Genomic DNA, 13,123 nt, shown 5'->3' on the forward strand with positions numbered 1-13,123 from the left:
GAAGGAAATTAAGTTGCGGGAAAAACCGGACATTACTGCCCAGATTTTCTCGAGGGAAACTCTGATAGTGCTTCAAAAACCAAGACAGGATCAAGGATTGACTAGATCAAAAACGGCAAAATTTGATCCACCAAATTAACTTCATCGAGGGCAATGAGGGCAACCCCCGCAGTGATTACAGCGATGCCCAGCCACCGGGCAAGGGGAATGGTTTCTCTGAGCAAAAATTTGGCCCCTAATAAGCTCATCACATAACCCAACGCTCCCGCCGGTCGGATCAGGCTAATATCCGTCCAACTGAGCAGAGAAATGAAGGTAACAAAACTGATGGTTTGACAACCAATACCCCCTAAAACCGAAGGATGGGAAAGGATGCGGCCAATTAATTTGACCATTTTCAAGGGCGATTGCAAGCTTACAGGACCAATTTGTTTCATGCCCCGGGCGATTAATACGTCTCCAGCCGAATCGGTAAAAATTAGAATTAAAATGCCAAACCAAACTCGGGACAGGGCAATACCCACGGGAAATAACCACAATGGCGATCGCCGGGAAGACTTCACTGGCACGGCAGGGGGCGGGGTCGGACTAAACTTTTCCCGCATCAATTGGGAGCGGTGGCGATGTTCTGACCAACAGACAATAAACACGCCACTGGCGATCATAAAAGTGGCCAGCCAACGGTAAAAAGAAACTTCTTCCCCCAGTATTAGCCACGCCAGTAGAGCATTGAGGATATAGCTAGAAGAAAATAGGGGGAGAACTAAACTGAGATCCAGTCGAGATGTGGCGGTGAAATAGAGAAACAGAGCAAACAACAACGTGATTACCCCCACCACAATCCAAGGGGAGGTGAGCAGATAGAGAAATAAGGCCCACAAACCCGCCGGGCTATAGTCCTCCACTGCCCCAAACACTTTCATGCCCTGGCTGAGCCAAATATCCCCTAAAACCTGGGTTGTGACCATGGTCAGCAGGAGGCCAATGGTTTTCCACTCCGTTAACGTTAAGCGTTTAGCTCCGCTGAGCAAAGTTAGTGATCCTCCTTGTCCGAGTGTTGATGGGCAAAACTTGCCTGGATAGACTAAACCTAACCGATGAACATAGCTAGGCCATCCGTTGCTTTGAGTAGGCGATCGGCTGCTCTTTCTGGGTGGGGCATCATACCCAAGACATTACCCTGACCATTGGTAATGCCAGCAATGTGGTGTAGAGACCCGTTAGGATTACTGGCCGCGGTCAATTCCCCCTGGGCGTTGCTGTAGCGGAAGAGAATTTGGCCGTTATCTTCCAACGCCTTTAACGTATCTTCGTCTGCAAAATAGCGGCCTTCGCCGTGGGCAATGGGAAGGGTTATTACCTGTTGGGATTGGTAGCCCTGGGTCCACAGGGTATGGTTACTTTCCACCCGCACTGTTACCCGGTCACAGATGAAGTGTAAATCCCGGTTGCGGATCAAAGCCCCCGGCAGTAACCCAACCTCCGTCAGCACTTGAAAACCGTTACAGATGCCCAACACCCTTTTACCTGCTTTGGCATGGTCAATGATGGCGGCCATGATGGGGGAAAATCTGGCGATCGCCCCACAGCGGAGATAATCGCCGTAGCTAAAGCCCCCCGGTAAAACCACCACATCCACTCCCTGGAGATCGGCTTCCTGGTGCCAAATAAAACGGGTTGGCTGGTTCAACAAACCGGCAGTGACGGTGGCAATGTCCCGATCGCAGTTAGAACCGGGGAAAACAATAATACCAAAGCTGGTCATGGCGTGACGGCACCTTCTAGGGCAGTAATTTCAAAGCAATAATTTTCGATCACCGTATTGGCCAATAGTTGGTCACACATGGTGTCTAGCTGTTGGGAAGCGGTGGCTTCGTCCGGGGCCGCGAGGGTTAATTCAATATATTTACCAATTCTGACTTGGGAAACGCCATCGTAGCCTAATTGTTGCAAACCGGATTGCACAGCGGTACCGGCGGGGTCAAGTACGGAGGGACGGAGGGTAACGTAAATACGACAATGGTAGGAATGGGACATGGAGGGCCTTACCGGGGAATCTGCCACTGTTAATCCTGCCTTAGAAAGTCTTTCTCGGCAAGGTTCAAGCCTTGGGGTCAATGGGGGTAACCATATTAGGAAAATCGATGGAAATTGTCATGGCTACCAAGTTTTTTGCATCACCAGGGCGTGGGGGGAAAAGCCAAATTTTTCATACAGTTCCTGGGCCCCTTGGTTGTGGGTAAAAACCTGTAGTGCCAATCGCCGATCACCCCTTTGTTGACCCCATTGTTGGGCCTGTGCCATCAACGCAGTGGCAATACCCCGACGGCGGTGGGCCGGTTCCACATACAGCATAAAAATGTGGCCATGGCGATCGCCCGTGACCTGATCAACGGCGTTACCTAGCCAAAGGCCGGCAATGGGCTGGGCACAAGCAGTTTTTTCCCCTTGGCTATTTACCCTCTGATCCTGTACTGGCAAGTTAATTTGCGCCATCAATCCTAAGGGGTCTTCCCCAACGGAAAAACTATTATCATGGTGAACAGGGCTCCCCTGGCCAGTTTCCGGAGTGACCCACCACAATGGCGATCGCCAAGAAAAATAACTTTCCACTGTTTGTCCCAAATGGGAGAAGTCGTGCCGTTCTGGAAAGAGGGCCTGGTAAGTACGCTCCAAAAAATCCACCAGTAACCGTCGATCTCTGGTCGTTCCCTTATAGAGACAATAACCGGGGGGACTTAAGGCTGATTTTTCCATGGTTGCTGAACGCTATTGACCAGAGCAAGCAAATTGACTAAAATTTGCCAGTTTTTCCCATTTTCCCCAGATCGCCATGAAGTATCCCCTCAAAAACCTGCTAGGGTTTGGGCTCACTCTTATCCTAACGGCGATCGCCCTGGTCAGCCTGAACCAAAGACAAGTTTTGCAACCCCTCACCGTGGGCATGAGCGACTGGCCTGGTTATAGCGTCATCCTGTATGCCGAAGCTAAGGGCCTATTCACCAAGCGGGGACTAGACGTTAAGCTAGTTCATTTTGAAGAACAGAATGACAATCTCCGGGCCACCATGCGGGGTTACCAGGATGCTAGTTTTGCTCCCTTGCCCCAGGCCATGCAATTGGATTTTCCCCAAGCCACTCCAGAGTTCATCCTTGTTGCGGATGTTTCTGCCGGCTCCGACGGCATTGTGGCCCGGCCGGGATTAAATTTCATGGCCCAAATGGCCGGCAAAAAAATTAGTGCCCGTTTTGGCAGTATTGCCCACGTAATTTTGCTTGAAGCCTTATGGGCCAGCGATCTAGACCTGGACGAAGTGGAAATTGTTGACATACCCAATGAAGAAGGGATCGCCCACCTCAAGGATGGTTCCATTGACGCGGCAGTGCTTTGGGAACCGCTGTTGCACAAAACAGCCCAAGAAATTGGGGGTAACATTATCTACACCAGCGCAGAAATAGACAGCATGGTGGTGGATGGTCTGATAACCCGTGCAGAAGTGGTTCAGGAAAAACGAGAAGAATTAATTCGCTTCATTCAAGTATGGCTGGAGGTAATGGATGCGGTGGAAACCGATCCCCAAGAGGTTTTCACCATTGTGGCCCAACAGTTAGAGGTCCCTGTGGAAGTCTTTGTCCAAGGTTTCCAGGGTATGATTCACGGCGATCGCATCTTGAATGAGGAAATGTTAGTGCAAAGACGATTAGAGCCCATCATTGCCAGAAACTATCGATTATTACGAGAAAGTTGTCGTCATCGCTTGATTATTCGAGATGATATTGTCATAAATTCCCAACCATTTTCCCAAGCTGCGGAACGTCTTTAGCTATGGTTCAGGACAAACCCACTTTTACCCGCCCCCTACGTTACCAGTTGCTGGCTGGTTGCGCCCTCATTCTCCTGTTTACCAGTGCCATAGCTATAGTTTTTACCAGGCAACAATTACAAGAAAAATCAAGAATTAATATTACCAGAAGAGCCCAGCGATTGACCGAAGGTTTGGAATTTGCGGCGGAAGGTTTGGTAGAAACTAATGATGTTTATCGCCTCAACCGTTTAGTGCAAAATTATGCGGCTTGGCCCAACGTACAAAAAATTTCAATCATCGATCCCAATGGCGTTATCATTGCCCATGGTGAGGGGATAAAAATGGCGCGGGAAAAAAAATATGCCCAACTCGCACCAGCTCTTTTTCCTATTTTTGAACAGGTTTCCATCAGTGGCATTCCCCAATCCCTAATTACCAAAATTGATGGTGAAGAAGTGGTGGTTTATGCTCTTCCCTTTAACACTTATTCTTTTCCTGAGGAGGGAGAAAGTTCCGATGACCAAAATACCCATCAACGGGGAGTGGCAATCACTGTTCTAGCAAAACAGGAATTAAACCGAGAGGTTAACCAGGCACTTTTATTAGTTGTAGCTTCGTTCGTTATTGGCACTGTGGTGATCGTTCTGCTGTTGGGTTTACTAATTAGATATTCTGTCTTGGCCCCTTTAGGCAAACTGCACCGAGCATTAATTAACTATGACAATGTTGAGCAGTTTAGTTTGCCTTCCCTACCAAGTAACGAAATTGGTTTTTTGGGCCAAACCTTGGTGCAGACCTTCAATCAATTGCAGGTTTATCAACGGGAAGCCCTAGAAATTGCGGAAAGAAAATATGTGGAAATTGCCCAACGCTACGAATTAGCTTCCCAGGCCACAAGGGTATGGGTGTGGGAATATCAGCCCCAAATGCACTATATCGAGGCCGATCCAAATTTAATTGCTTGGTTAGGCTTTAAACAATCCCTTGAGCAGGAAGATGATGATTTTTTCATTCACCCTGACGATCGCCCTGAGTTCTGGCAGGCCATTGAGCAAGGTTTGGCCGATCCAACAGCGGAATTATCAGCAGAATTGCGTTTAGAAACTGCCGATGGTGAAATTTATTATTGTTTGTTGCGTGGACAAATTCATCAAGAGGCAGACCCAGTATTCACCAGGATTATTGGCACGATCGCCGATATTACGGAGATTAAGAAAGCTGAAGAACAATTAAAGTTTTCCAACAAAATTCTAGCCAAAGCCACCCAACTCAAGGATGAATTTCTGGCAAATATGAGCCACGAATTACGCACTCCCCTCAACTCCATTTTAGGCATGGCAGAAGCCCTACAAAATCAATTTTATGGCCCCTTAAATGGCAAACAAATTCAGTCTTTGGAAGCAGTGGAAAGGAGTGGAAAACATTTACTTTCTTTGATTAACGACATTCTTGACCTTTCCAAAATTGAAGCTGGGAAAATGGAGTTGGATTTAGAGCCAACTAACTTACCGACTCTGGTTAATCATAGTTTGACTTTTGTGCAACATTTTGCCCTACAAAAGCGAGTTAATTTGTCATTCAAAATTCTGCCCAATCTCCCAGACGTGGTGGTGGACAAACGAAGGATTTGCCAGGTTTTAATTAACTTACTCAACAATGCCGTTAAATTTACGCCGGAAGGGGGCAAAGTCACTCTACAGGTTAACTTGTTCATGGAAGAAGGGGCTCCCAATCACCATGGTCAATTGCCTCAGCTACAGATCACAGTTATAGACACAGGCATTGGCATTGCAACGGAAAGGTTAGGTAGTATTTTCGAGCCTTTTGTACAGATTGATGGTGCCCTCAATCGTCGTTACGACGGTACAGGACTGGGCCTCTCTTTGGTGAGAAAAATTGTTGAACTCCATGGAGGATCGGTGAATGTTACCAGTGAATTAGACCGGGGGAGTCAATTTTTGGTCGTTATTCCCTGCCTTCTTCAGGATGACGTTGGCTAATTTCACCAAGACGAACTATTTAAGGTTTCTAGCATTGATAATTTAATTCCAACAACCATCACTTTAATCAGCGAAAATTCCGCCTATGCCACTACCCTTAGTAGTTATTTCCGGGCCAGGGGTTACCAAATGCAATGGTTAAACTGCTCTTTTCCCACCATGGCCCAGTTAACTGCCTTACAACAATCGGTCAATCAATCTTCCCATTTGCTGGTGATGGATTTGCCCCAGGTTACCAACGCCACCAAGCAGACGCTGGATGAGATCAGAGACTTCTTGGGGGCTGATTCTGTGACCATTGTTGCTTTGATCGATGCCATGGATTATGCGGACGGTGACACTGTGCAAGCAGAGATTGCGGCCGATCAGTTTTTGGTCAGGCCAGTGCGCTTCCACCGATTGATGGAAATTTTTCTACAACATTCCCAGGCGATCGCCCCTAATCCCCCCTGGAGCTAACAATAGGGCGATTGTCCTCACGCTACTGCAATTGATTCTGGCAACTACAGCTTCTGAAATAATTTGACTTTCTGTTTCGGAAATCTACCGGCAATTTCAGGTAAGGCCAGGGGTAAGCCACGAACTAACGGCGATCGCCATCGGGCATAATCGTTTCGCCAAACTGTACCCCCTCTAAATCTGCATCGGTCAAGTCCGCCGCTGTTAAGTTGGCCCCCGTCAGGTTAGCGCCCTTTAGGTTAGCCCCGGTCAAATTGGTATTGCGTAGAAATCCCCGCTCCAAATTAACTCCACTTAAGTCTGCCCCGGCCAAGTTGGCCTCGGTTAATGCCGCCTCCGTCAAATTGGCCCCACTGAGATCAGCCCCAGCCAGATTAACCTGATCTAACAACGCCCGTCGCAAATTCATTGACGATAAATTCGCCCCCGACAAATTAGAACGGTTTAAGCGGGCATTTTCCAAATTAAACTCCCGCAAATCAGCCCCGGCCAAGTTGCAATCTAGACACTCCCCCGTCTCCTGTAACTGAGATAACGGATCAATCTCTTCGGTGGCAGGATTACAAGCTATCAGGGCTAAGGTTCCCACCAGTAGCAGGCCTAGGGTGAGTCTTTTTTTCTTCATGGCGATCGGAGTTCCTCTAAGGTTTTCTGTTGTGGAGAAAGAACATAAAACGTATCCCGTCCTGCATTATCGCTGGCGATATGGAGAAATTGCACCGGCTTGTCATCCCGGTACACCTCATACACCCGCAAGCCCGTATCCCGATAACCTTCACTCAAGCGAAATCCTTGCGCCTCCAAACGGGCCTGTAAATCTTGGGTGACATTTCGCACTGTTGCCCCCTCCAGAAAATGACAATTGTCTGAGCCATGGCATCCCGATGTCGCCCCTTCCAGGTGGGGAATTCCCGGCATCAGTTCCCTTATGGGCTCCGGGATGGGTTCCGGTTCGATGGGTCTGGCCTCTAATGCGGGAATAGGTTCAGGCTCAATGGCTTTGGTTTCATTGGCTTCCAAGGCCGGCTTCGGTTCGGGGGTTGGTGGGGCTGGCTGGGGTGGTGTTACAGCTTTAGGGGGAGCTTTAGGGGGAGAGGGTTGGGAACGGGGGGGCTTTGGCGTTACGGATTTAGCTGGTGCTTGGGGAGCCGGTGGGGGGGGAGGTGTAGGTTCTGGTGTCGGTTCCTGGGTTGATTTGGCCATGGGGGCCGGTGTGACTAAATCTGCTAGGGGAACTGTGGCGATCGCCTCTGGGGGAGACTCGGCCGACGTGGGAGGGGAAGGCTCCGGGGGCAGGGGCAACCACAATAGCCCTCCATGGATAGCAGACGCACAGACAAAGGCTAGGAAAAATTTTAACTGATGCCAGGGGGGGACCACATGGAGTCAACAAAAGGGGAGGAACAGGAACTGGCAACAAAAACACCGTACCCCCGATGATTTGAGCACGGCGTTTGATCCGTCCAAAACAATATCGTGTTCTGGCTTCTATCTGCAAGTTATATGCAATAAGCTGGAAACACAATCCGGCAATTATTCAATTTTATTCGCATTATTGCCAACCCACCTCATTCATCAAACGGGCTGAAACGGGCTGATAGCGTCCTAGGTTAGAAACATTGAGGGGATCCCCCTTTAGTTGTCCATGGCTGGCGAGCACCGGATCAATGGGAACCCCTGAAATAACTGGATACTCATTATTACCCTCGGCAAAATAACGCTGGGCCTCATCACTGGCTAGATACTGCAGGAAGGCGATCGCCGCATCCCGATTAGGGGCATTTTTGAGCACCCCGGCACCACTAACATTGACGTGGGTACCCCGCTCCCCGGGGCCAGTATTGGGAAAGAACATACTCACTTTTTGCACAACTTCCTGATCGGCGGGATCTGGGGATTTTTGCAGACGAATGTAGTAATAGCTATTGGCGATCGCCACATCCCCTATGCCTGCCGCAACAGCCCGAATTTGCGCCGTATCATTACCCTCCGGTTGCCGAGCAAAGTTACCCACCAAACCCTCCAGCCAGCGACGGGTGTCCGGTTCCCCATGGATAGCAATGCGGGAGGCGGTGAGGGAAAGATTGTATATATTACTGGAGGGACGAACCAGAATTTTCCCTCGCCATTGGGGATCCGCCAGGGCCTCGTAGGTGGAAAGATCCGCCGGATTAACCCGGTCTCGACTGTAATACAAAACCCGCGCCCTTTGGGTAAAGCCATACCACAAGCCATCGGGGTGCCGCAGATTTTCGGGAATGCGCTCATCCAGCTTGGCAGTGCGAACGGGTTGAAAAAGTCCCGCTTGTTCCGCCCGCCACAACATACCGGCATCTACGGTAAACAAAATATCCCCTGGGCTATTAGCCCCTTCACTCTGAATGCGCTCAATCAGTTCTTCGGCGCTGGCTTCAATGAGATTAACCTTTCCAAAGGCATCATAAAGGGCATCATCGGTGTTGTAATGCCGGGAGGAATAGAGATTGATGGTGCGGGACTGGGCTGAGGCCCGTCGGGGCAGATTCGCTACCACCAGGGCGGTGAGGGCGGTTCCTCCCACAAAAAAAGTCCGCCGGGAAATCTTAGTTGTCATTGATGTCTATGGCAATGGATAGTGGGCAATTGAAAAGGGAAAATGAAAAACATGAACCCGACCCAGCATTCCCTAACTTGGGTTGGTCTAGGCCTGGGCTGGTTGGGCGAGTCGTAGTCATCCTGATAAGCGCCTAAACTGGGTCAACTTTGGCCTATCACTTTTACTGCAAATTAAGTGCAATAATTTACAAAATATTGAACCACTTGCGCCGGATAATTGCAAGAGATTACTATTTAGAAGTTTTCCTGCCCCCTAGTCATGTTGCCATCGCCACTGTTGTTGACTGAAACCCCACGACTCCTAGACGAGTTTTCTAAAGGGGGGGCAGTGATGTTTCCTTTATTACTGCTGTCAATTCTGACCCTGACCACTGCTTTGGAACGGGGTTGGTTTTGGAGTCGTCTGTTAATTCAAGAAGATCGGATTGTGCGGGATGTCCTGGATGCGGCGGTGGAGGATTTGGCCAAGGCTCGGGAAATCGCTGAATATGCCCGACATTTAGCCATTGGTCGCTTTCTTCTAGCCCCGTTGAAATTGCGTTACCCCAGCCCAGAAACCTTCCGTTTAGCCATGGAAGCCACCGCCGATAAAGAATTTGTCCGGATGCGACGGGGGGATAAACTGCTGGAAACCATTATTGCCCTGGCTCCCCTCCTGGGCCTGTTGGGCACCGTCACAGGCCTAATTCGTACCTTTAATAATCTTAATATCGGGGGGGGAGGCTCCAGTGTGGAAGCAACCCAGGCCGCCTCCGGCATTGGAGAAGCCTTGATCACCACAGCGGCAGGGATGATGGTGGCTATTTTTGCCCTGCTGGTATTTCGCATTTTGGTTAGCTTACAATCCCAACAGATGGACTATTTTGCGGAAGTGGGCAGTGAGTTGGAACTGATTTACCGGGAAATTTGGTATGAACCCCATCAACCAATGCCTAATTTATTAAGGGCGGCTAAAGTTGCTAAGCCTTAAAAAAACAATGAAAAGCAGAGTTAGGGGGGCGAGGACGCCGGGGGTAAATTTAGTACCGATGATTGATGTGTTGATGTCGGTATTAACTTTTTTTGTGATTTTAACCATGTCCTTGACTGGAAAGGTTATTGCTGACCTGGAACCGCCCCAGGGTTCCGGAAACCCTGTTGAACAAGAAGCATCATCCCCGCCCAGATTTGAGGTGGGTTTAAATCGTCATGGGGAGCTTTTGGTGGAAGGAAAAGTTGTGGAGCAGGAGGCCTTTTTACAGGCGATCGCCATCTTTTTAGAAACCCATCCCCAGTCTGAGGTGAGGTTAACGGCGGATAGTCAGTTGAATTTCCGTCAAGTGGATGATTTATTAACCCAAATGGCGGAAGTTGGGGGAGATCGTGTGCTTTTGGTGATGGGAAAATAAGTGATAAAACAATGAGATTTAAACATCAAAAATCCCGCAATGATTTACCGGAACTAGAAATCACCCCCATGCTCAATGTGATGTTGGTGGTGTTGGCCTTTTTTGTGGCCGTGGCCGCTAACCTAGCGGAAGAAGGGCCGAATTTAATGGTGCGTTTACCCCAAAAAACGGAAGCTTTGGATAGGGATGACTCAAACAATGGTGAGGAGCCAGAATTTCTCCAAGTGATGCTACAGACTGGGGGAAAACTGTCGGTGAACGATCGCCCCCTGGAAAAGGCCCAACTTCTAGAGCAATTACCGGATTACCTGCAACAATCCGCCGATCGCCGTGTTTATCTCCAGGTAGCGGGGGATGTGCCCTATCAAACTGTCATTGAAACCTTAACCGCTTTGCAAGAAGTTGGGGGCGATCGGGTTTCCCTGGTGATCGGTGCTGGTGAAGAGCCTTGAAGGTCTGTTTTTAATGGTTCAATGGAGGAAAAAGTCTCTGTAGCTAATTCCCCACAATAAAGTCATGAAAATTATTAACACCGCCCATGCACCGGCCCCCGTTGGCCCCTACAACCAGGCGATCGCCGCCAACGGCTTTTTATTTACTGCGGGACAAATTGCCCTAGATCCCCAAACCATGACCATTGTGAGTGAGGGAAACGTGGAAGCCCAAGCAAAACAAGTCTTGGCTAATTTAGGGGCAGTGTTACAGGAAGCAGGCTGTGGTTGGGAAAATGTGGTTAAAACCACGGTTTTTTTGCAAGATATGAATGATTTCGCCGCTGTTAATGCCATCTATGCCCAATATTTCGATGAGGCGATCGCCCCGGCCCGTAGTTGTGTAGAAGTGGCCCGCCTGCCCAAGGATGTGTTGGTGGAAATTGATTGTGTCGCTGTGTTACCAAGCTAGGGGAATGTCAGCTAGTAATCCGGACTCCATGCTCTAATAGAACTATTGACCAAACTGATTTGTTCGTAATGTCAGGCCGCCCCAAGGGGTTATACCACAATGCCAACGGCGGCCCCACTGTTCCAGGAGTATCAATTATGGCTGGATCTCTTTTTACCGATGCCAGTAAACGCCTCGAAAAAGCCCTTAAATATGTGGCCATTTCCGATGATGCGGGGGAAAGATTAAAGTACCCCAAAACTAGCCTCAGCGTTTCCATTCCGGTGCGCATGGACGATGGTTCCCTAAAAATTTTTCCCGGTTACCGGGTTCGCTACGACGACACCAGAGGCCCCGGCAAGGGTGGGGTACGCTACCATCCCAACGTCACTATGGATGAGGTGCAGTCCCTTGCTTTTTGGATGACCTTTAAATGTGCCCTGTTAAATTTACCCTTCGGGGGGGCCAAGGGGGGCATTACCCTCAATCCCAAGGAACTAAGTCGGGCGGAATTAGAACGCCTTAGTCGGGGTTACATCGAGGCGATCGCCGATTTTATTGGCCCGGATGTCGACATCCTCGCTCCAGACGTTTACACCAACGAAATGATGATGGGCTGGATGATGGACCAATACAGCATCATTCGCCGCAAAATTAGTCCCGCCGTTGTCACCGGCAAACCAATCACCATGGGGGGCAGTCAGGGACGCAACACCGCCACTGGTACCGGGGCTTTTTTCATCATGCAGGCCATGTTGCCCAAATTTGACCGGTATCCCGAAAATACCACCGTGGCTGTCCAGGGCTTTGGTAATGCGGGCATGGTAGTGGCGGAATGCCTATACCAAGAAGGCTACAAAGTAGTGGCCATTAGTGATTCCCAGGGGGGCATTTACAACGAACAAGGGGTGGACATTCCCGCTGCCATTGACTACAAACAACACAACCGCAGTTTGGCTGGCATGTATTGTGACCAGACCCTGTGTGATTTGGGGGACAATCAACAACTGAGCAACGCTGAATTGTTAGCCCTGGACGTAGATGTACTGATTCCCGCCGCCCTGGAAAATCAACTTACTGCCGACAATGCGGATCAGGTGAAGGCCCGTTATATTTTTGAAGTGGCTAATGGCCCCACCACCAGCGGCGCCGACGATATTTTAGTCAGCAAAGGCATCTACGTTTTTCCCGATATTTTGGTCAATGCTGGGGGGGTGACGGTGAGCTACTTTGAATGGGTGCAGAACCGCAGTGGTCTGTACTGGAGTGCCAAGGAAGTTAACGATCGCCTGAAGGAAAAAATGGTGGAGGAAGCAGAACAGGTGTGGCACATTGCCCAGGACTTGGAAGTGAATGTGCGGACTGCGGCCTATATCCACGCCCTTAACCGCTTGAGTGAAGCTATGGACGCCAAGGGCACCAGGGACTACTACCAGGATACTTAGGAAAATCGGTCAGGAAAAATCTGAAATAATGGAGGATAGAGTTTTTTCCTTCCAATCCTGTTCATTTTTCACTGTTCACCATGACCGAAACTGCAATTACCACCAGCGATAACGTCGAAAAGTATGGCGAGCGGGAAATTCGGGATGCCCAACTGATTACTTTCCCCAATCCCCGCCCAGGCCGTCGTTATGATGTCCACATCACCCTGCCGGAATTTACCTGCAAATGTCCTTTTTCCGGCTACCCCGATTTTGCCACCCTTTATCTAACCTATTGTCCCGACCAAAAGGTGGTGGAACTGAAATCTATTAAGCTTTATATCAATAGTTACCGCGATCGCCATATTCCCCACGAAGAAGTAACCAACCAAATTTTGGATGACTTTGTGGCGGCGGCCAATCCTTTGTACGCTAGACTGAAAGCGGATTTTAACCCGCGGGGTAACGTCCATACGGTGATTAAAGTGGAATATCACCAACCAGATAAGCAAATTTAGATCAAGAAAAACCTATCCTAATTCGGTTTTCCAGCTTGTTTCTGCTCTATGA

15 protein-coding genes and 1 pseudogene are annotated in these 13,123 nt (G+C 49.3%); 9 read left to right on the forward strand and 7 right to left on the reverse strand.

Annotated elements, in window-relative coordinates; all coding sequences use genetic code 11:
* Positions 1 to 101: 101 nt before the first annotated feature.
* The 4 genes from IQE94_RS01750 to IQE94_RS01765 form a co-directional block, all read right to left on the reverse strand.
* On the reverse strand, positions 102 to 1,031 hold the full coding sequence (locus IQE94_RS01750) for an EamA family transporter (RefSeq protein ID WP_223342587.1): 930 nt from the start codon (positions 1,029 to 1,031) through the stop codon (positions 102 to 104).
* A gap of 59 nt (positions 1,032 to 1,090) precedes the next feature.
* On the reverse strand, positions 1,091 to 1,765 hold the full coding sequence (purQ, locus tag IQE94_RS01755; RefSeq protein ID WP_212715751.1) for a phosphoribosylformylglycinamidine synthase subunit PurQ: 675 nt from the start codon (positions 1,763 to 1,765) through the stop codon (positions 1,091 to 1,093).
* Positions 1,762 to 2,064, reverse strand: coding sequence for a phosphoribosylformylglycinamidine synthase subunit PurS (gene purS, locus IQE94_RS01760; RefSeq protein WP_212715753.1), 303 nt, complete (start codon positions 2,062 to 2,064; stop codon positions 1,762 to 1,764). Before purS ends, purQ begins: the two co-directional genes overlap by 4 nt.
* Before the next feature lie 96 nt (positions 2,065 to 2,160).
* A complete protein-coding gene (locus IQE94_RS01765; protein ID WP_223342588.1) occupies positions 2,161 to 2,757 on the reverse strand; it encodes an N-acetyltransferase in 597 nt (198 codons plus the stop codon).
* A gap of 76 nt (positions 2,758 to 2,833) precedes the next feature.
* Here IQE94_RS01765 and IQE94_RS01770 point away from each other — a divergent pair, with 76 nt between their 5' ends.
* From IQE94_RS01770 to IQE94_RS01780, 3 genes are all read left to right on the forward strand, one after another.
* On the forward strand, positions 2,834 to 3,823 hold the full coding sequence (locus tag IQE94_RS01770) for an ABC transporter substrate-binding protein (RefSeq protein WP_212715757.1): 990 nt from the start codon (positions 2,834 to 2,836) through the stop codon (positions 3,821 to 3,823).
* Between the two features lie 2 nt (positions 3,824 to 3,825).
* Positions 3,826 to 5,805, forward strand: coding sequence for a HAMP domain-containing sensor histidine kinase (locus tag IQE94_RS01775; RefSeq protein WP_223342589.1), 1,980 nt, complete (start codon positions 3,826 to 3,828; stop codon positions 5,803 to 5,805).
* Positions 5,806 to 5,934: 129 nt separating this feature from the next.
* Positions 5,935 to 6,264 (forward strand): hypothetical protein, encoded by a 330-nt coding sequence (locus tag IQE94_RS01780; protein WP_223342590.1) that lies wholly within the window; start codon positions 5,935 to 5,937, stop codon positions 6,262 to 6,264.
* 124 nt (positions 6,265 to 6,388) lie between these two features.
* Here the strand turns inward: IQE94_RS01780 and IQE94_RS01785 are convergent, their stop codons facing one another.
* The 3 genes from IQE94_RS01785 to IQE94_RS01795 form a co-directional block, all read right to left on the reverse strand.
* Positions 6,389 to 6,889, reverse strand: coding sequence for a pentapeptide repeat-containing protein (locus IQE94_RS01785; protein WP_212715762.1), 501 nt, complete (start codon positions 6,887 to 6,889; stop codon positions 6,389 to 6,391).
* The gene (locus tag IQE94_RS01790) at positions 6,886 to 7,644 is read right to left on the reverse strand and encodes a hypothetical protein (protein WP_223342591.1); all 759 of its coding nucleotides are present in this window, start codon (positions 7,642 to 7,644) and stop codon (positions 6,886 to 6,888) included. Before IQE94_RS01790 ends, IQE94_RS01785 begins: the two co-directional genes overlap by 4 nt.
* A gap of 172 nt (positions 7,645 to 7,816) precedes the next feature.
* Positions 7,817 to 8,857, reverse strand: a complete 1,041-nt coding sequence (locus IQE94_RS01795) for a Fe(3+) ABC transporter substrate-binding protein (RefSeq protein WP_223342592.1) — start codon at positions 8,855 to 8,857, stop codon at positions 7,817 to 7,819.
* Positions 8,858 to 9,053: 196 nt separating this feature from the next.
* Here IQE94_RS01795 and IQE94_RS01800 point away from each other — a divergent pair.
* The 6 genes and pseudogenes from IQE94_RS01800 (at position 9,054) to queF (ending at position 13,071) form a co-directional block, all read left to right on the forward strand.
* Positions 9,054 to 9,829, forward strand: a pseudogene (locus IQE94_RS01800) (MotA/TolQ/ExbB proton channel family protein).
* Between the two features lie 7 nt (positions 9,830 to 9,836).
* Positions 9,837 to 10,247, forward strand: a complete 411-nt coding sequence (locus IQE94_RS01805) for a biopolymer transporter ExbD (protein WP_212715768.1) — start codon at positions 9,837 to 9,839, stop codon at positions 10,245 to 10,247.
* 11 nt (positions 10,248 to 10,258) lie between these two features.
* Positions 10,259 to 10,699 (forward strand): biopolymer transporter ExbD, encoded by a 441-nt coding sequence (locus IQE94_RS01810; RefSeq protein ID WP_212715770.1) that lies wholly within the window; start codon positions 10,259 to 10,261, stop codon positions 10,697 to 10,699.
* Positions 10,700 to 10,763: 64 nt separating this feature from the next.
* Positions 10,764 to 11,150 (forward strand): RidA family protein, encoded by a 387-nt coding sequence (locus IQE94_RS01815; protein ID WP_212715772.1) that lies wholly within the window; start codon positions 10,764 to 10,766, stop codon positions 11,148 to 11,150.
* A 137-nt stretch (positions 11,151 to 11,287) separates the two neighbouring features.
* Positions 11,288 to 12,574 carry an NADP-specific glutamate dehydrogenase gene (gene gdhA / locus IQE94_RS01820; RefSeq protein WP_223342593.1) on the forward strand — a complete coding sequence of 429 codons (1,287 nt, stop codon included), beginning with the start codon at positions 11,288 to 11,290 and terminating at the stop codon, positions 12,572 to 12,574.
* Between the two features lie 80 nt (positions 12,575 to 12,654).
* Positions 12,655 to 13,071 carry a preQ(1) synthase gene (gene queF, locus IQE94_RS01825; RefSeq protein WP_212715776.1) on the forward strand — a complete coding sequence of 139 codons (417 nt, stop codon included), beginning with the start codon at positions 12,655 to 12,657 and terminating at the stop codon, positions 13,069 to 13,071.
* Positions 13,072 to 13,123 lie beyond the last annotated feature (52 nt).

This window comes from Synechocystis sp. PCC 7339 (assembly GCF_019924095.1).
Classification (GTDB): domain Bacteria; phylum Cyanobacteriota; class Cyanobacteriia; order Cyanobacteriales; family Microcystaceae; genus Synechocystis.

Excerpts from the sequence above, each read along its gene's own strand:
- gdhA (WP_223342593.1), top strand. The coding sequence starts at position 11,288 with ATGGCTGGATCTCTTTTTACCGATGCCAGTAAACGCCTCGAAAAAGCC.
- IQE94_RS01810 (WP_212715770.1), top strand. The coding sequence starts at position 10,259 with ATGAGATTTAAACATCAAAAATCCCGCAATGATTTACCGGAACTAGAA.
- IQE94_RS01780 (WP_223342590.1), top strand. The coding sequence starts at position 5,935 with ATGCAATGGTTAAACTGCTCTTTTCCCACCATGGCCCAGTTAACTGCC.
- queF (WP_212715776.1), top strand. The coding sequence starts at position 12,655 with ATGACCGAAACTGCAATTACCACCAGCGATAACGTCGAAAAGTATGGC.
- IQE94_RS01785 (WP_212715762.1), bottom strand. The coding sequence starts at position 6,889 with ATGAAGAAAAAAAGACTCACCCTAGGCCTGCTACTGGTGGGAACCTTA.
- purQ (WP_212715751.1), bottom strand. The coding sequence starts at position 1,765 with ATGACCAGCTTTGGTATTATTGTTTTCCCCGGTTCTAACTGCGATCGG.
- IQE94_RS01795 (WP_223342592.1), bottom strand. The coding sequence starts at position 8,857 with ATGACAACTAAGATTTCCCGGCGGACTTTTTTTGTGGGAGGAACCGCC.
- IQE94_RS01770 (WP_212715757.1), top strand. The coding sequence starts at position 2,834 with ATGAAGTATCCCCTCAAAAACCTGCTAGGGTTTGGGCTCACTCTTATC.
- IQE94_RS01805 (WP_212715768.1), top strand. The coding sequence starts at position 9,837 with ATGAAAAGCAGAGTTAGGGGGGCGAGGACGCCGGGGGTAAATTTAGTA.
- IQE94_RS01765 (WP_223342588.1), bottom strand. The coding sequence starts at position 2,757 with ATGGAAAAATCAGCCTTAAGTCCCCCCGGTTATTGTCTCTATAAGGGA.
- IQE94_RS01775 (WP_223342589.1), top strand. The coding sequence starts at position 3,826 with ATGGTTCAGGACAAACCCACTTTTACCCGCCCCCTACGTTACCAGTTG.
- IQE94_RS01815 (WP_212715772.1), top strand. The coding sequence starts at position 10,764 with ATGAAAATTATTAACACCGCCCATGCACCGGCCCCCGTTGGCCCCTAC.